The sequence below is a fragment of the Mesorhizobium sp. M0772 genome (assembly GCF_040320135.1).
GTDB lineage: Bacteria > Pseudomonadota > Alphaproteobacteria > Rhizobiales > Rhizobiaceae > Mesorhizobium.
Genome location: NZ_JAMYPB010000019.1, coordinates 61,826 through 84,567, shown reverse-complemented (window position 1 = coordinate 84,567; position 22,742 = coordinate 61,826). Strand labels below are relative to the sequence as shown.

The window sequence follows — 22,742 nt, the reverse complement described above, 5'->3', positions numbered from 1 at the left end:
GGGGTAGGTGTCTGTCACCGCAAACACGTTGTAGGCCCACTTGCTGGCGGCACTGCGAGGCAAAACTGCTGCCCCAGGGCCACGTGACCGTGCCGAGACGGTCGCGGGCTATGAGATGCCGTCGACGTTCTCTTGAGCCGCGACCGAAATTCGACTAGTCGAGTCAGCCGCTTCCGATGAGCGCCAGTATATCAAGCAAACGACCAGCCCGGCGTACCCGACTTGCAGAACGATCAGCGCAAGGACCGCACAGCCGAGCGCGGTCCAAATTGAACCGGCTTCGATGTAGGTCCAGATCGCCACAATGATCGCAGTGGCAGACATGCCGACCAGAAACTGTGGAAAATACATTCCTAACGCATTTCATTAATTTAGCGATTGCGCAATTAGCTGATTCTAAAATATCGCTGCAGCATGATGTCGCATCGGTTAGCGCTACCCATCCATAGAAATGGCCGCTGCAGTCTTTGGTGTGGGGGCCGCACCGGCCACCGCGCGGGAAGATACAGCCCCCGCTCTGCCTAAGATATAATCATATTAGCGATCACGCAATTAACCATGTAGGCGCTCCCAAGCCGAAACTCAGGGAATCCCTCTTGAAGGCTCAAACGAGAGGACAAGCTAATACCGTTGAGAGGCGCGGGCATGGACGACGGTATGGGCGAGCATCTTGGGGTTTTCGACCTTGACGCTTTGCGCAAGGCTTTCCTCGAGTTCGTAGAAGAGCATAAAACCACGGATCATCCTGAGTGGGGCGAACTCGCCAAGCTGTTCCTCGAAAATCAACGAGAGCGGCACCAAGAACCGGACCCTGCCCAGCCGGAGGGGTGAACGCACCAGCGCTGTGTGACCGGACCGGCGCAGAAGCCATGACCAGAACAAACCGGGATTCAAGGATTCGCGGTGTCGATCTACATTTGCTCTGAGATGGCATTGGCGTGGCGCTGGCCGGTTAGGTAAGCGAGCCCCTTGTCAGGCAGTCCGGCATGTAGGACATGACCGGCACGTCGGGGAAGCCTCAGGCTAAGTCCACCCTTTCGGCGACACGACGATTCACTTCGATAATCAATTCGAAGACGCTTTCAAGCTCGCCGTTGATCTCGTCGGCAGGAATCCCGGCCTTCTCGGCAGCTGTCATCAACTGGTCTTTCAAGTCGCCAACCGAGATGGGGTCTCCCCGCGCCACAATGGGCAGTTGTTTGGCTACCCACTTATCGAGAAACCTCAGGCCACGGACGCTCATTTGTTAGCAACCTCTCATCCTTGACACTGCACCCGCCCGCGGCCGGGTGACACCCGATCGCATAAGCGTGACGATTCCCTCCTATGACTTCCGCATTCGGTTGTCGATTCGACTTCGAAGGCCGTGATCGGCCAGCATATGGAATCAGTCGGCCCGGTCACGCGCATCGACGGCGACAAGGTAACCGTCAGCCTCCGGCCACTGGTGACTGTCGACGCCGAGCACGTGCGCGTTGTTGAGAGCCATGTGGAGGTCGCCACTGCGAAAAAAGCCGATTGTTGACAAAGCCTAACGGCGACTGCTTGAGGAGATCAAAGGCCTCGTCGCAGGGGCAGCCGCCGGAAAGAATGGGATTCGGGCCGCTTTGGATCATTATGCGGTTCCCGAGCCAGCACGGCGACAAGTACCGAGCAGTCGAGTTCCTCGTTGAACGAAAAGTGCGGGTCGGCCTCTGGCAAGATCTGAGCCAAGCGTAGCGATTTCAACCTGGCTGTCTTGGCGGCACGTTCTGTGCATTCAACCTCATTGATCGCTTTCGCGGACCGCACTGCACCTGGGCGTTCTCCCAGCCAACACATTTCCTGGTAGCCTCATTCTCACCTCCCCCCAACGCAAATTTCTACATTCGGATGAACCATGTCGCCCTTCATTCTGATGAAGCCCAAGCTGAAGCAGCGGACCAGATGGCCCGCGATTGTGGGCTCGCACCGCCCGGCGAGGTGATGCGAGCCCGGCCGAGTCTTGCGGGACCCTGGACAGGGACAGCGCCGAATGGCTGGTGTCGGCGCTCCTCGAGTTCCCCATGGAAGGCAAACACCCAGAAACACCAAAGATGACTGTTGAACCGGCCGCTGACGCCGCCAGAGGCCGCGACCAAGTTCTAACCGCCATTTTTGAAGGCATAGCAGCAGCCTATCAAGCCACGCTCTATGAAAACAATGATCCTTCGGACAATTGCGCGACCTTTGCAGAGACGGCACTAGCGTCGCTGAAGTCGAGTGGCTTCAGAGTGGTGCGAAGCCACCTTTGCTGCCTGCACGTTTCGGGCGAACCGTGCAGGTTGCCCAATGGGGCGACAGTGGAACAAACAGGGGATTCACATTTCCGGAGTTCCGATCTAGAATCATTCCATGGAAACGGTGTTTGATGATATCGCCAACGCCCTCAGAGAGCCCCGCTCAGACGTGTGGCGCCCAGTCCGCGCTTTGCCCTCGATCTTCCCGCCAAGCTGTTCCTTGGCCTCGCTGTCGGCCTAGGCGTTGGCTTTGGAATGGCGCGGCTGGTTAGCTATCTCGCTGCGGCCGGCTGAAGTGCGACAGCAGCAAAATCTGCCGTTGAGTTTCCCGAAAACGTAGCAGTCTCTGATTCAGCGGAGGTCGAACTTGTTGATGCATGGATGCCAAGGAAATCCTTTCACAAAGGGCACTAAAATCTTCGGTGACATTGCTCAGGGAGCCGGAGGTGGTGCCGGAAGCGATGAGCGAGATAAAAGCGATGCCATCGGCTGGAATGGTGATGGAAGCCTGTCGCCTTTTTGCAGCTGTCGCGGCAGGTATCTCAGAAGCTCCAACCACTCTGTAAGTCTGCGCCGTGACAGACGGGTTGCCGCCACCAAGAGTGAACCCAATGTTGGTCGACGTTGTGTTTTCCAATATGTCGCCGCTGCCGGCTGATATGAACCAGATCTCGGAATTGGCGCTTGAGGGCACATCATGACTGCGCGCCAGGCGCCTTGCCCGAAGGTCGCCGACAGTTACGGTATCCAGCGTCCGCAACTCCCCGAAAAGCTTCATGAGATTTCGAGCCAGATATCCTGACCGCTAGCAACAGCACCAAGGTTTTTCGAGGGCGCCTTAACCGTGGGGCCAGGGACGAGCCCCCCAGTATTAAAGGACGAGACAGCCGAGACCATGATCGGTGACGCGCGCCGTACATTCTGAAAGCCAATGATCGCCGCCGTGATCGCCAACGCCGCCAGGACAAGGGCAATCGCTATCCAAACAACTGACCGGCGTCGATTTCGCATCGTTGCCCCAACCCTAGGGGAAATATCAACGTATTAGCAACTGCTTGTATTTCTCGTGAACCAGGATCATTCTTGCCGCACGGAGGCCACCAGTAACGATGGAAAAGGGGAACGTCATGGAATCCGTTTGCTACGCCCAAAGCTCGATCTGTTTGCTGTCGCTCTTAGTCAATACCACCATGGCGCTTATTGTTTTGACGCCATTCGCAGCGACGCGCCTGCTGGTGTTGAGGATGCGCGCGGACTCGGGCCGAAACCTTCAACTAGCTTAAGGCGCCGTGGGCAAACCACGTTACCGAGGCGCAGATCATGCGATTGGTTCTGTTGATCCTTGCCGCTGTCGCCGTGTTCTACATCTGGGACAACGTGGCACACAAGGGCTGTACACTGCCTAGATTGAACGCAGCGTGGGTCTAGTCGCAGGCTTCAAACTCATAAACTCGCGCGGCGCGATTGGTTGCACATCAAGGCCAGAAGGTTGCCGCAGCCACAGACTGCACCGATGTGGGCCATGAAATCGGCAATGACGGTGGCCCTATCGGGTGCGCTCGGCACCGTCGAGAACGTTGCAACCTCAAAAAATGTTGCCGTCGAGATAGCCGCCAACCGATTTGCCGAGGCACATCTTGCGCGTCGTCAAATCGTTGATGGTATTACCCGACGCCACGGACGCCTCGGTGCCGCCGCCATTGACGGAGACATAGAGGTTCCCGCCTTCGTGGCGACGAATTCCGAGGTCGGTCTCGGGAGCTTCAGTGCTGATCTGAAGTAAGCGGCGCTGGCCGTTTTCGAGGGCGAGATATCTTGGCAGCGATGTTCGTTGCCATTATGTCCATCGGAAATGCGATGCGTCCCGTCGCGTTTGTCACGTTTGCCGAAAACATTCCCGCATAGCCGCTACGTCGGCTTTCCATTTGCCGCCGACGGACCGGCCGAAACCTTTCCGATCTTCTGGCCGAGAGCCTCGGCGGCAACCGCCGTCTCGACCCAATCTCCAGAACTCCGATCCTCGAACTCCGTTTCGATCTCAGCGACGAGCGCCGCTATTTGCTCGAGTTGGCGTCTGATCGCAGCGAGTTTGCGCACGGTGCTCATGGGCACGTCTCGATCGATGCCGGAACCAAAGTCGTTGAGCAAAGTTTCCTTACCGAAGGGCGTTTTAGGTTTTTGGAGAACTCGAAATGAAGACCATCATCCTTGGCGCATTGGCGCTTTGCTTGGCTGCGCCTGCGGTCGCGTCCGCAGAAGAAGGCATCGTCGTCTAGACCCAGCGACATCACCACCGCCATTATTGGGACGACAACAATAACGACCGTGTGGTCATCTATCGGAACGGACACCGTCTCCATCGCCGCCATCATGGCGAGCAGGCATTTTACGACAATGGCGAGCGCGCCTGGCGCCGGCATCATCACCGGTCCAGCGACTTTGTGGTCACCGGATCGATCAACCGTCCGATGCATCACCGCCGTCACGTCGTCATTCAGCAGGACGACAACGGCGATTATGACACCGACTATTGATCGCAGCCTAACGGCCCGGCCTTCGACGAGAGCCGGGCACCGGAGGGATTCGCCATGACGATGCGGTTTCAACCATTGGACTTGGACGGTCACAAGCGCAGGGAGCTTTACCATGCGGCGCGGTTGTCGATGCTCCAATGTCGTGTGTTGACGCGCTTCGATCGGGTCGAAGAGGCTGCCGATAAGGTGCAAGCAGCGGCTGAGTTGTTCGCTGAGGCGGCTCGACCTGTCGGAAGCACTCAAACGCTCGGTATGTGAGCGCGAAGTCGGCGGCGGAACCGGCAGGCGGCAACGCGCGTTGCCTTTGCATGGTCGACTATCTCAATCGGTACTGAAGGAACTGTGTCCTGCCTGGCTCATGCGGAAGGCGGACGTCGTAGACGTTCGCCCTGTTGAGCAGCAGCCAGCCATAAGCGATCTAATAGGTGCGGCGCCGCCGACGCGATATCATGGGCCGGTGCGGTCCGAGCCTCCCGACCACAGGCTTAACGAGTCCATAAGCAAGCGCAATTCGGGCTGACCCGCGACGCAGAAAGTTCGAAAAGCTTCCAGGAACCCCAGGCAAACTGGACGACGCAAACGACGCAAACTGGACGCCGCAGACAACAATCAGGTTGACGGACATCCTGCTGAGCATTCGCATTGGAGCGGATAGTATCGTCGGCAAAAGAGGGTCCGAAAACGCCTTTCGGCAGCTCCCTCGTAGGAACGAAAAAAGAAGAGAAGCGGAACTTGCGTGTGCGGTATTTGCACACGAACCCTCATAAATATCTCATTTTATTAATCTATCTTCCCCATCATCATCGGGGCCACGGCCACTCTATGCTCTTGATTTTTCAGCATCTGTTTAACATCAGAACCTTAGAACCTACCGCACACGCTGCGTCAGCGAGACCTTCCTGCAACGCGACGTTGCGCGGCGCCAGGGCACCGACGCCAAGTCGATCGCAGTGAGACGCCGAAGCCCTGTTAGCGCGCCTGAAGCCTTCGGCGAACTCATCGACCTTCATATCGACGACATGTGCGATGTAGGCAAGTCCCCTCGCCGCTCCAAGGCCGCAGCCCTCGCTATGCTCCGCCACCCTCGATCGCGAACGGCTCGTTCGCTCCGGTCGTGGTCGAGCCGCCCAGGGTGCCGGACGATGACTCTCGGTATCAACATCACCTGGGGAAGTCGTTGAGCGTCGTTTGATCCTGGATGATCTGCCTGGTCGTGATCGCGACAGCCGCTGGCAGTCTCTGACACACGATTGCGCTGAAGTCGTTCGGAATTTCCTGTGCGATGGCCGGAACAAGGCGGCCGGTCGAGAGCATCAGGGCTCAGTGATCAAGCCAATGCACAAGGTCCTGGAGAGGGTAAGACATGACTGTTTCTCCTGCCGGATTCGGCCTTCGAGTTCGCCCGACGCCAGAATTGAGATTCTCGCCGATTGTTTGACCGGCCCGATAAAATGGTTCCAAGGCGTTGACGACGGCAATGTGACCCGTGCCGAGCCATTGAAACTTGCTTGAGACGTTCCAAAATTTCGCCGGCGGGAATGGCGAGAGCCGCCAGACTCAAAAACGCATGAGATTGTCTGAAGCCGAGGACCATCCATGGAAGGACCCATTTCGACCTATTTTGCATCGATTGAACCCGTGGCCCCCGACGTTTTTCTGGACCGCTTGCTGCATCCGGCGCGGCATTTCAAACAGCCCCACGACGTTTTGGCCGACGTTGCCCTGGACGCTCAGGAGAAGCGCGCCATTCTTTCGTCATGGGCGTCGGATGCCTGCGCCGTAGAATCCGTGCCAGCGCTTCGCATGCTGCCGGGAGCGGGTGAACCGGTCAGCTTCGACACGATCATGGATGCGTTGCAACAGTTGGATCAATCGGATGAGCGTGCCGGTCCTGACTGCAGTGACAGCGCGGCAGTGGCCGCGTTCGTACCATTCGTCGATCGGATTTAAGGGCGACGTAGTTGTTCTTGCACCATGGACCCGTCGGCGAGTGACCCCGCCGGCGGAAGGGGTGGCATTGGTGCGTTCGCCCAGATTGCCGATGAAAATTTTCCTATTCTTGCTCTTGAAGGTGTAAGTCGCGATTCTAAATTGATGGTCGCCGGCAGCCTAATGGGGCCGGCAACACCAGGAGGCGGCAAGGCTCTTGGCGCCTTCTGTTGTCCATGTTGCTCAAAGGAGGATGTGGCTATGGAGACAAACCTCGATTTTACCCCTCTATACCGGTCCAGCATCGGCTTCGACCGCATGGTCGACATGCTTGAAAGTGCGAGTCGTGTGGCCTCGTTCGACAACTGGCCGCCCTACGATATCGCCAAGGTTGATGATGATCAGTATCGCATCACGATGGCGGTCGCCGGTTTCCCGCAGGACCAGCTGACCGTCACCTACCAGCCCAACATGCTGGTTGTGAGCGGGTCGCAATCCGGCGATGAGAACGGCCCGTATCTCTACCGCGGCATCAACGGGCGCGCTTTCGAGCGTCGGTTCGAACTGGCCGATCATGTCAAAGTCGAGGGCGCCAGCCTTGAGAACGGGCTGCTGAGCATCGATCTCAAGCGCGAGGTTCCCGAGGAGATGAAACCGCGCAAGATCGAAATCTCCAGCGGGGCTCCCATGCCGAAGATCGAGGCTCCCAAGGTCGAGACCGACAAGCTGGCCGCCTGAGCAATCCACCATGAAGGCTTTCGCTTGAGCCGGGCGTCCCGCCCGGCTCAGAGACCTACGAAAGGAGAAAGACAATGAGCGTACGTGACTTGATCCCATGGGGCCGGGGCAACGGAAACTCGGCGCCCAGTCTCTTCCCTGATGGAGATCGAGGCCCCTTCGTCTCCCTCCACCGGGAGGTAAACCGGCTGTTCGATGACGCCTTCCGCAGCTTTGGCGCCAGACTGCCGGCGTTCGGTCCCTCTTTCGCCGCCAGTTGGCCGAATGTCGAAATCTCCGACACGGACAAGGAAGTCCGCGTCACGGCGGAAATACCTGGCCTGGACGAGAGCGACATAGAAGTCCTGCTGGAAAATGGGGCGCTCAAGCTTAAAGGCGAGAAGCGTTCCGAGACCGAGGACAAAGACCGGCAGTTCTCCGAGCGCTTCTACGGTCGCTTCGAGCGCCTCATTCCGCTCGGCTACGAGGTTGAAGAAGACAAGGTCAACGCCGCCTTCAACAACGGGGTGCTGACCGTGACGTTGCCCAAGACCGAGCGGGCGCAGGCGAAGGCCAAGCGGATCGCAATCAACGGGAAGAACTGACGGATGCAGTATGGGTAGCGGCCCTTACGGCCGCTGCCCGTGCGACCCTTCATAACGGGAGGGACAGGCAATGGAGACAGTTCAAAGCAGCGACAACAGAAACCTAACCAAGACGTCCGTCCGGCCGGACAATGACAATCGGCCTCGTCTAGACGGGCCGGCTTTGTCAATGGGACGGTCAGTGTTTCCGGACGGCGCAACGGCGCGGATCTACCAGCCCTGCCGCTCGGCTATGACCTCGGCAAAGCCCCGCAAGGACTGGCGATTGGTCTTCGAACGCCGCACAGCCCCGTTCATCGAGCCGCTGATGGGCTATACCGGTGGCCGAGACACCCTGACCCAGGTTGAACTGAACTTTCCGACGCTGGAAGCGGCGATCCGTTATGCCGAGCGTCAAGGCCTCAATTACGTGGTGCAGGCGGCACCTCCTGCTTCCCCGGCCAAGATCAGGAGACAACATGTATCGGAGGAGAAACAGGCCTTTTCCGACCTGGTTTGGCAGCGGCTGCAGTTGGCTTGGCTCCAGGCAAGTCACGGCTATGGCGCCGGTGCACAGGCAGCGCACATACAGACGGCGCTTTCGGAGCCCGAGACATTCTACGCCTCTCCGATGCAGGTGGTGGATGATCCCGTCCTTTCACCCGACGAGAAACGCGCTGTGCTCAAGAACTGGGCCTGGAACGAGTACCTGATCGACCTGGCCACCGCCGAAGGCATGCCGGAAAATGCACGCCCGTCGCGATTGGACGAGGTCGAACTCGCCTTGCTGGCCTTGGAAGTCCGAAACCGGGGCTTCCAGACCAGGACCAGCCCGGTGCACTCCCGGATAGCCGCGTGATGAGGCAAGAAGGAACCCACTGATCGTCTTCGACGCCCAACGGACCATCCCGAAACCCTTCCCGCTTGCGGTCGCGGCAGCGGGCGGGGCGCGCGCCGACAACTTTCCCAATGCGTGTGCGCCCGATTGCGCCTCGGCAGAACTCGGCACAGTTGTTAGGATCGCGCTGATATGGACGCTCCAATGAATTGGCGACAGAGGTTCCTATGTATCAATCCTTCAACGGCTCCGCCCATCCCCTGGCACCGAAAGAGATCGCGATCGCTGCCGTCCCCGAAGACGAGCGTGTCTGGGTCCCACAGGCTAAGGGCGTGTGGTTCCGACCACTTATGCTCAACACAATGCAAGGCCAGTGGTGCAATCTGCTCCGCGTACGCCGGGCCGGGATATTAAGCCGTCATCTGCATCCGGCCCCCGTGCATGGCTATGTGATCAAGGGGCGTTGGCACTACCTTGAACACGACTGGGTGGCAGAGACCGGATCTTACGTTTTCGAGCCGCCCGGTGAAATCCACACGCTCACGGTCCCAAGCGACGTGCCCGAGATGATCACCTTCTTCAACATCTCCGGCTGCATGGTTTACCTGGACAAGGATAACAAGCAGATTGGTTTCGAGGACGTTTTCACCAAGATCGACATGTGCAGAAGCCACTATGCGAGCGTGGGTCTCGGGGACGATTTCGTCGATCAATTCGTGCGGTAGACATCCGCCCGTTTGTCTTCCGCTGCGGTAAGTTCGCGCTCCGCCACAGAGGCGAAACGAGGAGATTTTGGTGACCGGTTCCATATGGGCGATGCCCTTCTTCGCGGGCAAGACCGTCGTCATTACCGGAGGCACGACAGGCATCGGAAACGGCATCGCCATGGCGTTCGCCGAGGCCGGAGCAATCGTCCACGCGACTGGGGCCACGGCCGCCGAGGTAGCGGCCGCTCGTGCCTACGGCACCGCCGTCTCGTATTCAGTACTCGACGTCCGGGACATGACTGCGGTCGAAGGATATTCCAGTCAGTTCACATCCGTTGCAGCGCTCGTAAATTGCGCAGGGGTAAACCTGCGCGCCGCCGAATTCACTGTCCAGGGTTTCGAAACGGTGGTCGATATCAATCTCACCGGCTCCATGCGGAGTGCGAGCGCGTTCCGAGGGGCACTCTCGAACGGGGGCGCCATCGTCAACATCGCCTCGATGTTCGCGTTTTTCGGCGCGGCTCATGCCCCGGCTTACGCCGCATCCAAGGGCGCCATCGTGCAACTTACCAAGTCGCTCGCCATCGCCTATGCCGGGGATGGCATCCGCGTAAACGCATTGGCGCCTGGCTGGATCGAGACCGCCATGACCGCCGCGCCACGGGCCGATCCAGTTCGCAACGCGGAATTGATGAAACGCACTCCGATGGGTCGCTGGGGTACGCCGGGCGACCTGACCGGCCCCGCCTTGTTCTTGTGTTCTCCGCTCGCGGGGTTCATCACTGGGGCAATTCTGCCGGTTGACGGTGGCTATCTCATTGCGGAGGCGTTGGCTATGCTGCGCGACCGATCTCCAAGCCTGTGTCGTCGAGATCAAGATCGAACGCGACCAATCGACCATGCCTGACCGCAATTGCCGCCACCAACTCCGCAAGCTCGCCATCCGTATGCTCGCAAAAAGCTGCCTGTTTCCTGACAATCGTGACCGCATCCCGAGTCGATACGACAGAGAACGGCCTCCGGGATCTCACGAAGGATTCCGCAACCTCCGCGACGGATGAAGCTCGGTCAAAATTATCTTGCATACTTGCACCTCTGTACGACGCTAGCCCAAGCTCGGCCCGCGCAAATTGTTCCCACTGGCCTAATGCAGCCTGGTTGGCATCCGGCCTGGCCCTTGTGTGCGAAGGCCGGGAGCAACGCGACATGGCCGTCGCCGTGCCTTGGACAGTAGGCTGGACGCATTCGTCTCCACTCAACCAAAGGTCACGCCATCGGCCAGTCCTCGCTACATGCTTCAAATGCGAACACGAGCGCGACGCTACAGACGAGGAGGATCAGATGTGTCCAAGCCGCTCGCCAAAATTTCCGATCCTCGGATCACCGCAGTTCCCGCGCAACAAGTCCGCCGGGAGACCTGTTTGCTCGCGCTAATTGCGGTCGACTGACTCCTGGCTCATTCGCCGCCCCGCCAGTTGGCTCCGGTCAGCCGGCCTCGTCCGTCTCCGTCATCGCTGGCCGGCGGACGATCCAATCCACCAAACCGGCTTCGGTCTGCTCGCAGGCCACGAATTCGCGCACCAGACTTCGCGCCAGCTCGCGCCATTGACACTCGGGCACGTTCATCTCCGCGATCAGATCTCGGCATGCAGCGCGTATGATGTCGGCATCGAAGGCTGACACGGCGACAGGACCACGGTCTGTATTCTTTGCTCGAGGAGTGTCGTCGCCCTGACGTTCGCGAAAGCGCCTCAGCACCTCGCGCGATGTGGCGATCGCTTGTCGGGTTTGACTCATAGCCTCGTAAAATCCAACTTCGCGGACCGGTGAGCGGTGCCGTGATAGAATGAAGTCCTCCATAACCGGATGTGCAGTGTCCGTACGCGTTGCAACCATCGCCGCCTCCCTGCAGGCGCACCCAATGCTTGCAGCTTCTGCCCGTTTTCGGGCGGCCGCCTGCATTTGTCGTGTCGCTGCTATGATCGCGTGAGTTAAAGCCGGTGAAGCGTCGCTGCAATTACAAATGTAAGTGTGGCATCCGATAAGTGGTATGCCCGCTGGCTGCGGCGGCGGCGAGTTCGTTCTTCAGACGGTCGAAGTCTTCCTCGGCGAAGCGCTCTCCGCGTTGCCGGAACGAGGAAGCAGGATCTGGACAAAATGCATGCGGCCGTGCCGCCGTTCAGGGGGCGCTATTGGCGAAAATCCGCCAATTTGCGCCAATCGAAGACAACGCCCACTCCAGGCTCGTCGGGTGCTATCGCCAAACCATCCTGAAGCCTAAGCGGCTCGGTGGTGTAAAGGTCAATATCGAAACTATGCGCCTCCACCCAGCCGGCATTTGTCTGACCTGCAACGAGACTGACATGAAGTTCCTGCATCCCGTGACTGCAGACCGGAATGCCAGCCTTGCGTGAGAGCGCTGCCACGCGCAGCCAGCCGGTGACCCCGCCGCAGTTGGAGGCGTCGGGTTGGATGTAGGCGAGATTCGACCAAGCGAAGGCATGCTCGAACTCCTCGATGACATGCAGGTTTTCTCCCATTGCCAGGGGCATTCCGGTCGCCTTGGCAATGCTGGCGTAACCCTCATAGTCGTCGGGTATGATGGGCTCCTCAAACCACAGCAGATCGTAGGCGGCGAATGCTCTCGCTGCCTCGATCGCTCGCGGGACGTCGAGCGCGTAGTTGGCGTCAACCATAAAGGTGACATGAGGGCCGATGCGCTCGCGGACTGCCTTCACCCGGGCCACATCCTCGGCCAGGTCGTCCTTGCCGACCTTGATCTTCACCCCGGTGAAGCCGGCATTGAGATAGGAATCGATGCTGGCCAAAAGCTGATCGAGGGTAAAGTTTAGGTCGATGCCGCCGCGATAGGCCTTGGCGCTCTTCCCGGCCCCGCCCGCCATCTGCCAAAGCGGCAGGCCGCTACGCCGGCCCTTGAGGTCCCATAATGCGATGTCGATCGCCGAGATCGCGAAAGAAGCGATGCCGCCGCGCCCGACATAGTGGATGTGCCAGAGCATGCCGTCGTAGATCGTGTCGATTTGCGTTGCGTCGCGTGCCTTGAGGAACGGCGCGAGGTCGTGATCGATCATTGCCTTGATCGCATAGCCGCCCCTGCCGCCGGTGTAGGTGTAGCCTGTGCCCTCGGTGCCGTCGGCAAGCCTCAGCGTGACGGTGACCAGCTCGAAATGCGTGTGCGCGCCGTGCTTGGCATCGGTCATCACCTCACGCAGTGGGACCCGGAACAGCCGGGTCTCGGCTTCCTTGATTTCGGTGCGGCTCATGCTGCGCTCCATTCAGGCTTTTTCATCGGACCATAATTGCACCGGCAGCGCTGACTGGCAACAATGTGGCTCATCTTTCAGCGATTCTGAAGCCAATCAGTCATTTTTGGTCCTACAAAAGCATCAATCCGCTTGTGCTTTGGTCCGATTTACCTTCTAATAACAGGACCATCTGGGAGGAAAAAGGCTTGCTGGATACGGAAGAGCGTCCTGAGATGCCCGCGGCTATTCTCGCCGCCCGCGCGGCCGACGCGATGGTGGCCGGCATAGAGGCCGACATCACGTCCGGAAGGCTTGGCGACGGCAGCTACCTGCCGGCCGAGCGCGAACTGATGATCGAGTATGGTGTAGGCCGGGGCGTTGTGCGTGAGGCGATTGCGCGCCTGGCCAGCCGCGGCCTGGTGGAAGCGCGTCCGCGGTTCCGGCCCGTGGCGCGCCGGCCTGGCCTGGATGCCGCGCTCGGCGCCCTCGACGGCATCGTAGGACATCTGCTGAGCGACCAGGCGGGCGTGAAGAACCTCTACGACATGCGCGTCTTCCTCGAGGCGTCGCTGGCGCGCAACGCCGCCATCCATGCCCGCAAGGATGACATCGCAGCCCTGAGGGCGGCGCTGGCGATGAACGAGGCGGCGATCCCGGATTCCGAGAAATTCTATGCGACGGACGTGGCGTTCCACGCAGCGCTCTATGATATCGCGCGCAACCCGGTGCTGCCTGTCGTGCACAAGGCATTTACCGCCTGGCTGTCGCCGCATTGGATGCGCATGCCACGGTCGCCCGAGCGCAACCGCGTGAATTTCCTCAGCCATCGTGAAATCTGCACGGCCATCATTGAGCGAGATCCTGACGGCGCCGAGCGGGCGCTGCTCAACCACCTCTCGGCGGCCTGGGAGTATGTCCGCGGTACATTCGAAAGCCGTGAGGCGCCGGAAGCATGACGCAGTCCTACGACCATATCGTGGTGGGCGGCGGAGCAGCCGGCTGCGTCGCGGCGGCAAGGCTTGTCAAAGCCGGACGGCGAACCCTGCTGCTGGAGGCCGGCCATTCCCATCATCACCCCTTGCTCGACATGCCGCCCGGCATCTTCAAGATGATCAACGGCTCGAAATTCATGCGCTATCACCGCACCGAGCCGCAGGCCCATCTCGACGGGCGCGTCCATGAAATCTCGCAAGGCAACGTGCTGGGCGGCGGCACCTCGGTCAACGCCCAGGTCTACATGCGAGGCCGCTCGGCCGATTATGAGGAGTGGGACGAGCTGCTGCGCGGCAACAATGCCGGCGTACGCTGGAACTGGCAGGCGGTGCTGCCGCATTTCACCGGCATGGAGGGAAACAACCGCCTCGGCGGCGAACTGCATGGAAGCGAAGGTCCGCTGCTGGTCTCGGATCCAGGCCACATCGATGATGTTTCCCGTTGGTTCGTCCAGGCCGTCCAAGGCCTTGGATTGCCGTACAACCATGACTTCAACGGACCGTCGCAGCGCGGGGTCGGCTTCTACCAGTTCATGAACCGGCAGGGAAAGCGAAGCAGCGCCGCCTATGCCTTCATCGAGCCGCTGACGAATGATCCCAAGCTGACGCTGAAACTCAATTGCACAGTCAGCCGGCTGCTGATCGAAAACGGTCGGGTCACCGGCGTCGTCTATTCGGATGCGTCGGGCGCCGAGCATACCGTCCATGCAGATGCCGACGTGATCGTCTCGTCCGGTGCCCTCGTCTCGCCGAAACTGCTCATGCTGTCCGGCATCGGCCCCGCCGAGGCGCTTGCCGGGCACGGCATTTCCTGCGTCGCCGACCTGCCCGGGGTCGGCGAAAACCTGATCGACCATCCGGAGGTGCCGATCATCGCCACCGCAAACGGCCCATACGGCTATTTCAGGCAGGGCCAAGGCTGGAGGATGATCAGGAACGGCCTGCATTTCAAGCTCTTCGGCACCGGCACGATCCTGTCAGCGGGGGTGGAGGCCGGAGCCTTCGTCAATCCGGCCGATCCCGAGGGCGAACCGACGATCCAGGCCTTCTGCGTGCCGCACGTCTATCTGGACCGCGATATCCTGACCTTGGTCGAGAACACCTATGGGCTTACCGTGACGACAGTGGTGGTGAAGCCAAAGTCGCGCGGTTTCGTAAGGCTGCGTTCGGCGGATCCGAAGGACATGCCGATCGTTTCGCCGAACCTCCTTAAACATCCCGACGACATGAGGGAAATGATCTGCGGCCAGCGTTATTTCCTGCAGGCTTTTCAGACCAAGCCGCTCGCCGATCGGGTCAAGGCCATTGCCGTGCCAGGCCAGGATGATCTCAGCGACGAAGCCATGACAAAGCATTGCAAGCGCTTTGTGAAGACCAACTACCATCCGGCCGGGACATGCCGGATGGGCTCGGACAGCGACCGGATGGCGGTGCTGGACGCGGCGCTGCGCGTGCGCGGAATAGACAATCTGCGGGTTGCCGACATGTCGGCCTGCCCCAACATCAATGCCGGCAATACGGCGGCGCCCGCCATGATGCTGGGCGACCGCTGCGCCGACTTTATTTTGGAGGCGGCATAGCGCCTCATCCAGCTTCCCGACGGCGTCATCGCCGACGCCGTCTGGGCCGATATCGTGAGGAAATTACACAGTCGCTGAAAGCGACAATAAAGGAGGAAAGAGCATGATCATTACCCGTCGAAAACTACTGGTTGGCTCCGCCGCCGGCGCGGTCGCGCTGACACTCGGCTCACGCGCCTTCGCGGCGCTCCCGCCGCTCGCCAAGAAGGACAAGTACAAGGTCGGTTTCGCCCAGACGGAAAGCAACAATCCGTGGCGTCTTGCCGAGACCAAGAGCATGCAGGACGAAGCCGCCAAGCTTGGCCATCAGCTGGTCTACACGGATGCCGCGGGTTCGTCGGCCAAGCAGGCCTCCGACGTGAACTCGATGATCGCGCAGGGCGTCGACGCAATCTTCCTGCCGCCCCGCGAAGACAAGCCCCTGGTGCCGGTCATTCTTGCCGCGCGCGATGCCGGCATACCGGTGTTTCTGGTCGACCGCGACGTTGATCACACCATGGCCAAGCCGGGCGAGGATTATGTCTGCTTCATCGGTTCGGATTTCATCGAGGAGGCGACCCGCGTCGGCGAATGGCTGGTCAAGAACGCCAATGGCAAGTCGAAGATCATCGAGCTGGAAGGCACGACCGGAGCCTCGGCCGCTACCGACCGCAAGAAAGGCTTCGACGATTTCATCGCCAAGCACTCGCAGTTCACCATCCTGGCGTCGCAGTCCGGCGACTTCGCCCGTGACAAGGGCCGGCAGGTCGCCGAGACGCTGCTTCAGGCGCACCCTGATGCGGATATCATCTACGCGCATAATGATGAGATGGCGCTGGGCGCCATCGCCGCTCTGGAAGCAGCCGGCAAGACCCCGGGCAAGGATGTGCTGATCTTGTCGATCGACGGCGAGAAGGAAGGCGTCCAGGCGATCATTGACGGCAAGATCGGCGCTATCTGCGCTTGCAGCCCGCTGTTCGGGCCGAAGGCCTTCGCTACGATGGCCGACTATGCGGCCGGCAAGAAGATCCCGCCGTTCATCAAGAACGAGGATGCCTTCTTCGACGCCACGAACGCGAAGAAAGACTTCGATATTGCGTTCTGATATCCACTTTCTTTCCAGTTGCCCTACCCGCTTCGGCGGGTAGGGTTTGGGAGTTTGACGATGACCGCTCAGCCGGACCAAGCCGCGCTGCTCCTGGACATGCGTGACATCCAGAAGCGTTTTGCCGGCATCCCTGCCCTGGCCGATGCCTCGCTCCAGGTTCTTCCGGGCGAGATCCACGCACTCATCGGCCAGAACGGTGCGGGCAAATCGACACTTATCAAGGTGCTCACCGGCTATTACCGCCGGGATGCGGGGCAGGTGCTGTTCGAACGGAAGCCGTTCGAAGTTGGGTCTCCGCATCAGGCGCAGGTCAGCGGCATCAGCACCATCTACCAGGAGATCAATCTCGTACCGCTGCGCTCGGTGACCGAGAACATCTGCCTTGGACGCGAGAAGCGCCGCCGCGGCCTGCTCGACTGGAGCGCGATGCATGCGGAAGCCGAGCGCCTGCTCAGCCGCTTCTCGATCGGCATCGACGTGCGCCGCCCGCTCAGCGATTTCAACACCGCCACGCAGCAGATGGTGGCGATCGCCCGCGCCATCGGCTTTTCCGCCCGCCTCGTGATCATGGATGAGCCGACCTCCTCGCTGGACGAGCGTGAAGTCTCGGTCTTGTTCAGCGTTATCCGTCAGCTCAAGGCCGACGGCGTCTCCGTTCTGTTCGTCAGCCACAAGCTCGACGAGTTGTACGAGGTCTGCGACCGGGTCACGATCATGCGTGACGGCCGCACGGTGCGAAGCGCGGCGATGAGCGACATCGGCAAGCTGGAGCTGGTCGCGGCCATGCTCGGCCGCGACGTCGCAGCCGTCGAAGGCCATGCGACCGCGTTCGGCGAACGCGATCGGTCGAGGATCGGTGATGTGCTGTTTACCGCGCAAGGGCTGGCGGCCGGCCAGTTGGTGCGTGACGTGAGCTTCGACCTGCGCCGCGGCGAGATCGCCGGCTTTGCCGGCTTGCTCGGCGCCGGCCGCACCGAAACAGCCCGCCTCGTATTCGGCGCCGACCGCCGGAGCGCAGGCGAGATGACGATGGAAGGCGCGTCCTACCATCCCGCACGTGCCGCTGATGCCATCGCCGCAGGGATGGGCTTCTGCACCGAGGACCGCAAGGCCGAGGGCATCGTGCCGGAAATGACCGTCGCGGAGAACATAACACTGGCACTGCTGCCGAAAATCAGCCGCAATGGCATCCTGAACGAGGCCCGGCAGAAGGAGATCGTCGAGCGCTTCATTCGTGAACTCGACATCAAATGCTCGGGGCCTAACCAGAAGGTCCGCGAGTTGTCGGGCGGGAACCAGCAAAAGGTGCTGCTTGCCCGCTGGCTGGCAATGAACCCGAAGCTGCTCATTCTCGATGAGCCGACGCGCGGCATCGATGTCGGGGCCAAGGCCGAGATCCAGCGCCTCATCCGCAAGCTTGCCGATGGCGGGCTCGGCGTGCTGATGATCTCCTCGGAACTCGAGGAAGTGATGGAAGGAGCCGACCGCATATTCGTGCTGCGCGAAGGAGTGAGGGTGGCCGAACTGGAAGGCCAGGCAGCCAACGAGGAGGACGTGCTCGCGGCGATGGCGCATGGCGGCGCGGCGAAGGAGGCAGCGTGAGCGATCTGGCCACACCATCCGCAGCCAACGACGCTGGAAACCGCCGCTTTGATGTGTTCGGTTTCCTGGCGCGCTACGGCACGGTGATCGCGCTTGTGCTGCTGGTCGTCTTCAACCTTGCCTATACGCGCAATTTCGCGACGCTGCAGACACTCAACGTCAACCTGACCCAGGTCTGCACGATTGTGATCGTCGCGGTGGGGATGACCCTGGTGATCGCCACCGGCGGCATCGACCTGTCGGTTGGTTCGCTGATGGCGATCTCCGGCGCATTGGCGCCGATGATCTTCATGGGCACGATCTTCCCGGTCGGAAACATCTATCTGGCGGTAGCCGTCGCGATGGTTGCCTCGATCCTCGTCGCCGGCCTGTTCGGGTTGTTCAACGGCTGGTTGGTCTCGCGCTTCCGCATCCAACCGATCGTCGCAACGCTCGTGCTGTTCATCGCCGGGCGCGGGATCGCGCAGGTTATGACCAACGGCAATCTGCAGACCTTCCGCGTGCCGCAATTCCAGTGGATCGGACTTGCCCGCCCGCTCGGCATTCCCGCGCAGGTCATCATCATGGCCGTGCTGGTTGCGGCGGCCGCTTGGGCCCTTCACCGCACGGTGTTCGGGCGAAGCATCCTGGCTGTCGGCGGCAATGAAAAGGCCTCTGAACTGGCCGGCATCGCCGTATCGAGGATCAAGCTCGCCGTCTATGCGATCAGCGGCCTGTGCGCGGGGCTAGCCGGTCTCGTCGTCATTGCGATCAACTCCTCCAGCGACGCCAATCTCGTGGGGCTGGGCATGGAACTCGACGCCATCGCGGCGGTCGCGGTGGGCGGCACGTTGTTGAGTGGTGGAAAGGCCACAATCATCGGCACCCTGCTGGGCGCACTGACCATCCAGTTGGTGCGCTACACGCTGCTTGCCAATGGCGTGCCCGACGCCGCTGCGCTCGTCGTCAAGGCCGGCATCATCGCATTCGCCGTCTGGCTGCAGCAGCAACACCGGGTGTAATTCATGAACAGCGCCAGACTGGTTCGCATCATCGGCACCTACGGTGTCGTCATCGCGCTTGCAGCCCTCGTCCTGTTCGGATTCCTGCGCTACGACCGCTTCCTCGGCCTCTTCAACGTGATGAGCGTTCTGCGCTACAACTCGATGTTCGCGCTCGTCGCGCTCGGCATGTGCTTCGTGATCATGACCGGCGGCATAGACCTGTCCGTCGGCTCCGTCGCCGCCTTGGGCAGCGTCGCTTCCGCCCTGGCGAGCCCGCACGGCATCGTAGCAGGCCTTGCAGCGGGCGTTGGCGCGGGCCTGGCAGCCGGGCTGATCAACGCGCTCCTGGTTACGCGCGGAAACCTGATGCCATTCATCGCCACGCTTGCCACCATGCTGGCCGCAAGCGGCTCGGCGCTGCTTCTGGCCGGCAACCAGACCGTTTCGGTGTCTTATGATTCGGGCTTCACCGCCATCGGCCAAGGGAATTTCTGGATTTTCCCGATTCCGGCAGTCATCGCCCTGGTTGCCTATGCCGTCGGCTCAGTGGTCCTGAACTACACCAGCACGGGACGGACGGTGCTGGCCATCGGCGGTGGCGAGGATGCCTCGCGGCTGATGGGGCTGCGCACTGACCGCGTCAAATTTCTCGTCTATGTCGCAAGCGGGTGCCTGGCCGGGCTCGCCGGCGTCGTCCTCGCTTCTCAGTTCGGCGCAGGCCAGCCGATCGAGGGCGTCGGCTGGGAGCTGTTTGCCATCGCAGCCGTGGTCGTGGGCGGGACGCTGCTGACCGGCGGCTCGGGCTCGGTGTTGACCACGCTGGCCGGCGTGCTGTTGCTCGGGATCCTTTTCAACGTCCTGAACTTCGAAAACGGCATGGGTTGGATTTCGCTGTCAGCCTACTGGCAGTCGGTGATCCGCGGGCTGTTTTTGCTCGTCGTCGTCCTTCTCCAGGCACGGCTTACGGCAAGGCGCGAAACTGCCTGAGGATGGCGAGCGCCTTCGAGCACGATGAGCTCAAAAGAGCTCTGGCGCTGCAGAATCAGTGCGCGTTGCGCACCCGGCCCAATGAGCGCATCCCGCAGACTTTCTGCGGCGATGCTTCCCCGGTGCACCTGGGGTCCGACACCCTTGGAGCGGGATCCGCAAGCGGATCGTGGTGCAGTCACATGGTCGTCCTGGAGACGGTCATTTCCCGGCGACCGCCACGAACACGGACTGCCCCTGCCTTTCCAGCCGAAACAGGATGGGCTTGCTCTGCCGGCGAGAGTTCGCCCACTCCTCGACGATGTCCGAAGGCTCCGTCACGCGGCGATTGTTGGCCGATATGATGACATCGCCCGGCTGCAATCCGCTCCGGGCGGCAAGGCCATCGGGAACCACTTCCACGACGAAGACGCCGGTCGTTCCTGATTTGATGCCGAGCTGCTGACGCGCCTGATCCGGAATCTGGCTGAGCGATAGGCCGAGGCCTTCGGCCGCCGACCTCTTGTCGGGAACAGCGCCGGTCTTCACCTCCGCATCCTTGCGCTCACCGATGACAAGCGCGATCTCCTGGTCCTTGCCGCCGTTACTCCGTGTCAGAGTGGCCTTGCTGCCAGGCTTCTGGCTAGCCGTCGCAAGCGTGAGGTCATGGACACCCTCAATGCCCTTGCCGTTGAACCGGGTGATCACGTCACCCGGCTTCAAGCCGGCTTTCTCCGCCGGGCTGCCGGGCTCGACCGAAGCAACCAGCGCGCCCTTGTCATCCTTCATCCCGAGGGCCTCAGCCAGCGACGGCGTGATGTCCTGCAGGCGGACCCCGATGAAGCCACGCTCGATCCGGCCGGTTCTAATCAACTGGTCGGCGATGCTCTGGGCGGTGCGCGATGGCACCGCAAATCCGATCCCGATGCTGCCGCCCGACGGCGAGACAATGGCGGTGTTGACGCCGATCACCTCGCCACGTGCGTTGAACAGCGGACCGCCCGAGTTGCCTCGATTGATCGACGCGTCCGTCTGGAGAAAATCGTCGTACGGCCCGGCTTGAATGTCTCGCGAGCGGGCCGACAGAACGCCGACAGTGACTGTCCCTCCGAGTCCGAAGGGACTGCCGATCGCGATTGTCCATGCGCCCGGCTGCATTGCATCCGAGTCACCCCATTTGGTCGTGGTCATGTTGGGCCGCGGGTCGACCTTCAGCACCGCTATATCGGTGGCGGGGTCACGGCCGACCAATTGCGCCGGCGCCGTTTCCTTGTCGGAAAATACGACATGGATCTCTGTCGCATCGGCAACGACATGGTTGTTGGTGACGATGTAGCCGTCGGGACTGATCACAAATCCGGAGCCAAGCGCCTCCCTCACCTGTGGCTGAACGGGTCCGAGGCCCTGGCCGTCGAACGGACTTGTAAAGTCGCCCGCCGTCGTCTGTTCCTGGACAACCTCCCGGGTCGTGATCGCGACCACGGCCGGCAATTTCTGCTGAATGATCGCCGTGAAGTCGGTCGGGGTATCCTGGGCCAGGACAGGCGCCACGCCACTGGCCGAGAGCATCAGCGCAACCGCGATCAAGCGCGTTGCAAATCGTCTTTGCATATCGTGAGACATTGCTGGACCTCCTGCCGGACAGCCCCGGCCGCTCGGCCGCGCCGCGCGGAGCCGGTGCTCCGGACGCTAGAACTGCCAACAAAGCTGTTTGTTTCAGCCCCCCGGAAAAATGGCACGGCCAGGAAAAACAGCCCGACCGCGGGGGTCCGGAAGGCAGCAGCCGGGAACCATTGAGGCCGTCGAGTTCAACCGTCCACAGGACTGGTCCCGGACGTGGCAGAAGTCAGCAAAGCGACTGCGTCAGCTCCGGCAAATGCCCGATATGCCCATGGAGCCAACCCAGCGGCTGAGGTGCCTCTACCGGGCCTGGTGCGAAAACGATCTGCAATGCAAGAGGGAGCTCAACAGCCGCAGAGAGACGCGGTCGTGATCACCGCCGCTCGAACTCCCTCAAGGGAACAAAAGGGTACCAACTAAGTTCGGCCCCCATAGTGAGGATGTCTATATGGATCTGTTGCCCCAGTCAGCCGAACACACCGTCTCCCCGCCGCCCGCTCCAGACCTTCACCGGCTTTTGTTCGATCCAAACTTGCGTATACACGGCTTGATTGATGACACTGTCGTCACCAAAGCCTTGGACGATTTGAAAGCCGTGCGTTCCGGGGAAGACGATCTCTACGTTGAAATCGACACGCCCGGAGGCGACGCCGACGGCGCGCGACGTCTAGCTCTAGAGTTCAAGCTTTTTCTGAAACACTCGGGCCGCAACGGCTACATCATTGGCAAGAATACGGTTTACTCTGCCGGGGTAACGGTCCTTGCCGCTTTCCCGAAAGCCTGCAGGTTCCTTTGCCCGCAAGCAGTCCTGCTGATTCATGAAAGAAGGCTTGAGAAAGACTTGGTTCTGAATGGACCAATTCGAAGCTGTCTTCAGATCGTTCGCGAACAACTTGCGCTGTTGGAAACGGCAGAGCGACTCGAGAATGAAGGGTTCGCCGATCTCGTCCAAGGTTCTCGAACATCGCTGGAAGAGCTGCGCGACCATGCCTTGACCAACTGCTACCTGATGGCAGCCAGAGCTTTGGAGTTGGGCCTTGTTGAAGACATTGCCGATTAACTTGACGCCTCGGATGCAA

General features: G+C 60.8%; 24 protein-coding genes. 16 read left to right on the top strand and 8 right to left on the bottom strand.

Annotated features, from left to right (window positions below):
• Positions 1-108: 108 nt before the first annotated feature.
• Positions 109-351, bottom strand: a complete 243-nt coding sequence (locus tag NKI06_RS15300; protein ID WP_023738766.1) for an exopolysaccharide production repressor protein — start codon at positions 349-351, stop codon at positions 109-111.
• A 294-nt stretch (positions 352-645) separates the two neighbouring features.
• Here NKI06_RS15300 and NKI06_RS15295 point away from each other — a divergent pair, with 294 nt between their 5' ends.
• Positions 646-831 (top strand): hypothetical protein, encoded by a 186-nt coding sequence (locus NKI06_RS15295; protein WP_023833470.1) that lies wholly within the window; start codon positions 646-648, stop codon positions 829-831.
• Between the two features lie 187 nt (positions 832-1,018).
• Here the strand turns inward: NKI06_RS15295 and NKI06_RS15290 are convergent, their stop codons facing one another.
• Positions 1,019-1,243 (bottom strand): DUF768 domain-containing protein, encoded by a 225-nt coding sequence (locus tag NKI06_RS15290; protein ID WP_023741142.1) that lies wholly within the window; start codon positions 1,241-1,243, stop codon positions 1,019-1,021.
• Positions 1,244-2,045: 802 nt separating this feature from the next.
• On the opposite strand from NKI06_RS15290, the gene NKI06_RS15285 reads away from it, so the two are divergent.
• Entirely contained in the window at positions 2,046-2,390 is a 345-nt protein-coding gene (locus tag NKI06_RS15285; RefSeq protein ID WP_352986038.1) for a hypothetical protein, read from the top strand.
• A gap of 136 nt (positions 2,391-2,526) precedes the next feature.
• On the opposite strand, the gene NKI06_RS15280 is transcribed toward NKI06_RS15285, so the two are convergent.
• Positions 2,527-3,036, bottom strand: coding sequence for a hypothetical protein (locus NKI06_RS15280; RefSeq protein WP_352986036.1), 510 nt, complete (start codon positions 3,034-3,036; stop codon positions 2,527-2,529).
• A gap of 744 nt (positions 3,037-3,780) precedes the next feature.
• Between NKI06_RS15280 and NKI06_RS15275 the strand changes: the two genes are divergently transcribed.
• A complete protein-coding gene (locus NKI06_RS15275) occupies positions 3,781-4,041 on the top strand; it encodes a hypothetical protein (protein ID WP_352741634.1) in 261 nt (86 codons plus the stop codon).
• 125 nt (positions 4,042-4,166) lie between these two features.
• Here NKI06_RS15275 and NKI06_RS15270 read toward each other — a convergent pair whose 3' ends face one another.
• Positions 4,167-4,364: a hypothetical protein gene (locus NKI06_RS15270; protein WP_352741633.1), complete on the bottom strand. Its 198-nt coding sequence runs from the start codon at positions 4,362-4,364 to the stop codon at positions 4,167-4,169.
• Positions 4,361-4,984, bottom strand: coding sequence for a hypothetical protein (locus NKI06_RS15265; RefSeq protein WP_352986034.1), 624 nt, complete (start codon positions 4,982-4,984; stop codon positions 4,361-4,363). Before NKI06_RS15265 ends, NKI06_RS15270 begins: the two co-directional genes overlap by 4 nt.
• A 1,404-nt stretch (positions 4,985-6,388) precedes the next feature.
• Between NKI06_RS15265 and NKI06_RS15260 the strand changes: the two genes are divergently transcribed.
• The 6 genes from NKI06_RS15260 to NKI06_RS15235 all read left to right on the top strand — a co-directional run bounded on the left by NKI06_RS15260 (position 6,389) and on the right by NKI06_RS15235 (position 10,474).
• Entirely contained in the window at positions 6,389-6,742 is a 354-nt protein-coding gene (locus NKI06_RS15260) for a hypothetical protein (RefSeq protein WP_023752255.1), read from the top strand.
• A gap of 240 nt (positions 6,743-6,982) precedes the next feature.
• On the top strand, positions 6,983-7,459 hold the full coding sequence (locus NKI06_RS15255) for an Hsp20 family protein (RefSeq protein WP_352986062.1): 477 nt from the start codon (positions 6,983-6,985) through the stop codon (positions 7,457-7,459).
• A 74-nt stretch (positions 7,460-7,533) separates the two neighbouring features.
• Positions 7,534-8,043, top strand: a complete 510-nt coding sequence (locus NKI06_RS15250) for an Hsp20/alpha crystallin family protein (protein ID WP_352986033.1) — start codon at positions 7,534-7,536, stop codon at positions 8,041-8,043.
• A gap of 70 nt (positions 8,044-8,113) precedes the next feature.
• Positions 8,114-8,881 (top strand): NADH dehydrogenase ubiquinone Fe-S protein 4, encoded by a 768-nt coding sequence (locus NKI06_RS15245; protein WP_352626173.1) that lies wholly within the window; start codon positions 8,114-8,116, stop codon positions 8,879-8,881.
• A 206-nt stretch (positions 8,882-9,087) separates the two neighbouring features.
• The gene (locus tag NKI06_RS15240; RefSeq protein WP_023752250.1) at positions 9,088-9,585 is read left to right on the top strand and encodes a 2,4'-dihydroxyacetophenone dioxygenase family protein; all 498 of its coding nucleotides are present in this window, start codon (positions 9,088-9,090) and stop codon (positions 9,583-9,585) included.
• A gap of 70 nt (positions 9,586-9,655) precedes the next feature.
• Complete coding sequence (locus tag NKI06_RS15235) at positions 9,656-10,474, top strand: SDR family oxidoreductase (RefSeq protein ID WP_352986031.1); 819 nt, start codon at positions 9,656-9,658, stop codon at positions 10,472-10,474.
• A gap of 578 nt (positions 10,475-11,052) precedes the next feature.
• Here NKI06_RS15235 and NKI06_RS15230 read toward each other — a convergent pair.
• Together NKI06_RS15230 and NKI06_RS15225 are read right to left on the bottom strand one after the other, a co-directional pair.
• On the bottom strand, positions 11,053-11,463 hold the full coding sequence (locus NKI06_RS15230; RefSeq protein WP_023738748.1) for a hypothetical protein: 411 nt from the start codon (positions 11,461-11,463) through the stop codon (positions 11,053-11,055).
• Positions 11,464-11,756: 293 nt separating this feature from the next.
• Positions 11,757-12,851, bottom strand: a complete 1,095-nt coding sequence (locus tag NKI06_RS15225) for a mandelate racemase/muconate lactonizing enzyme family protein (RefSeq protein ID WP_352512101.1) — start codon at positions 12,849-12,851, stop codon at positions 11,757-11,759.
• A gap of 188 nt (positions 12,852-13,039) precedes the next feature.
• Between NKI06_RS15225 and NKI06_RS15220 the strand changes: the two genes are divergently transcribed.
• The 6 genes from NKI06_RS15220 to NKI06_RS15195 all read left to right on the top strand — a co-directional run bounded on the left by NKI06_RS15220 (position 13,040) and on the right by NKI06_RS15195 (position 20,064).
• Positions 13,040-13,789 (top strand): FCD domain-containing protein, encoded by a 750-nt coding sequence (locus tag NKI06_RS15220; RefSeq protein WP_023748427.1) that lies wholly within the window; start codon positions 13,040-13,042, stop codon positions 13,787-13,789.
• Positions 13,786-15,405, top strand: coding sequence for a GMC family oxidoreductase (locus NKI06_RS15215; protein ID WP_352986030.1), 1,620 nt, complete (start codon positions 13,786-13,788; stop codon positions 15,403-15,405). The genes NKI06_RS15220 and NKI06_RS15215 overlap by 4 nt, the downstream gene beginning before the upstream one ends.
• 103 nt (positions 15,406-15,508) lie before the next feature.
• Positions 15,509-16,489, top strand: coding sequence for an ABC transporter substrate-binding protein (locus tag NKI06_RS15210; RefSeq protein ID WP_023672664.1), 981 nt, complete (start codon positions 15,509-15,511; stop codon positions 16,487-16,489).
• A gap of 60 nt (positions 16,490-16,549) precedes the next feature.
• On the top strand, positions 16,550-18,094 hold the full coding sequence (locus NKI06_RS15205) for a sugar ABC transporter ATP-binding protein (RefSeq protein WP_023825539.1): 1,545 nt from the start codon (positions 16,550-16,552) through the stop codon (positions 18,092-18,094).
• Complete coding sequence (locus NKI06_RS15200; protein ID WP_023726632.1) at positions 18,091-19,095, top strand: ABC transporter permease; 1,005 nt, start codon at positions 18,091-18,093, stop codon at positions 19,093-19,095. Before NKI06_RS15205 ends, NKI06_RS15200 begins: the two co-directional genes overlap by 4 nt.
• 3 nt (positions 19,096-19,098) lie before the next feature.
• Positions 19,099-20,064: an ABC transporter permease gene (locus NKI06_RS15195; protein WP_023672667.1), complete on the top strand. Its 966-nt coding sequence runs from the start codon at positions 19,099-19,101 to the stop codon at positions 20,062-20,064.
• Between the two features lie 201 nt (positions 20,065-20,265).
• On the opposite strand, the gene NKI06_RS15190 is transcribed toward NKI06_RS15195, so the two are convergent.
• The gene (locus tag NKI06_RS15190; protein WP_352862417.1) at positions 20,266-21,630 is read right to left on the bottom strand and encodes a Do family serine endopeptidase; all 1,365 of its coding nucleotides are present in this window, start codon (positions 21,628-21,630) and stop codon (positions 20,266-20,268) included.
• A gap of 481 nt (positions 21,631-22,111) precedes the next feature.
• On the opposite strand from NKI06_RS15190, the gene NKI06_RS15185 reads away from it, so the two are divergent.
• The gene (locus NKI06_RS15185) at positions 22,112-22,723 is read left to right on the top strand and encodes an ATP-dependent Clp protease proteolytic subunit (RefSeq protein WP_023682462.1); all 612 of its coding nucleotides are present in this window, start codon (positions 22,112-22,114) and stop codon (positions 22,721-22,723) included.
• The last annotated feature ends 19 nt before the right edge of the window (positions 22,724-22,742 follow it).

Coding starts and splice junctions, on each gene's coding strand:
- NKI06_RS15215 (WP_352986030.1), top strand. CDS start 13,786: ATGACGCAGTCCTACGACCATATCGTGGTGGGCGGCGGAGCAGCCGGC.
- NKI06_RS15260 (WP_023752255.1), top strand. CDS start 6,389: ATGGAAGGACCCATTTCGACCTATTTTGCATCGATTGAACCCGTGGCC.
- NKI06_RS15185 (WP_023682462.1), top strand. CDS start 22,112: ATGGATCTGTTGCCCCAGTCAGCCGAACACACCGTCTCCCCGCCGCCC.
- NKI06_RS15225 (WP_352512101.1), bottom strand. CDS start 12,851: ATGAGCCGCACCGAAATCAAGGAAGCCGAGACCCGGCTGTTCCGGGTC.
- NKI06_RS15210 (WP_023672664.1), top strand. CDS start 15,509: ATGATCATTACCCGTCGAAAACTACTGGTTGGCTCCGCCGCCGGCGCG.
- NKI06_RS15275 (WP_352741634.1), top strand. CDS start 3,781: ATGAAATCGGCAATGACGGTGGCCCTATCGGGTGCGCTCGGCACCGTC.
- NKI06_RS15280 (WP_352986036.1), bottom strand. CDS start 3,036: ATGAAGCTTTTCGGGGAGTTGCGGACGCTGGATACCGTAACTGTCGGC.
- NKI06_RS15230 (WP_023738748.1), bottom strand. CDS start 11,463: ATGGTTGCAACGCGTACGGACACTGCACATCCGGTTATGGAGGACTTC.
- NKI06_RS15255 (WP_352986062.1), top strand. CDS start 6,983: ATGGAGACAAACCTCGATTTTACCCCTCTATACCGGTCCAGCATCGGC.
- NKI06_RS15295 (WP_023833470.1), top strand. CDS start 646: ATGGACGACGGTATGGGCGAGCATCTTGGGGTTTTCGACCTTGACGCT.
- NKI06_RS15285 (WP_352986038.1), top strand. CDS start 2,046: ATGGAAGGCAAACACCCAGAAACACCAAAGATGACTGTTGAACCGGCC.
- NKI06_RS15240 (WP_023752250.1), top strand. CDS start 9,088: ATGTATCAATCCTTCAACGGCTCCGCCCATCCCCTGGCACCGAAAGAG.
- NKI06_RS15245 (WP_352626173.1), top strand. CDS start 8,114: ATGGAGACAGTTCAAAGCAGCGACAACAGAAACCTAACCAAGACGTCC.
- NKI06_RS15300 (WP_023738766.1), bottom strand. CDS start 351: ATGTATTTTCCACAGTTTCTGGTCGGCATGTCTGCCACTGCGATCATT.
- NKI06_RS15270 (WP_352741633.1), bottom strand. CDS start 4,364: ATGAGCACCGTGCGCAAACTCGCTGCGATCAGACGCCAACTCGAGCAA.
- NKI06_RS15250 (WP_352986033.1), top strand. CDS start 7,534: ATGAGCGTACGTGACTTGATCCCATGGGGCCGGGGCAACGGAAACTCG.
- NKI06_RS15290 (WP_023741142.1), bottom strand. CDS start 1,243: ATGAGCGTCCGTGGCCTGAGGTTTCTCGATAAGTGGGTAGCCAAACAA.
- NKI06_RS15205 (WP_023825539.1), top strand. CDS start 16,550: ATGACCGCTCAGCCGGACCAAGCCGCGCTGCTCCTGGACATGCGTGAC.
- NKI06_RS15195 (WP_023672667.1), top strand. CDS start 19,099: ATGAACAGCGCCAGACTGGTTCGCATCATCGGCACCTACGGTGTCGTC.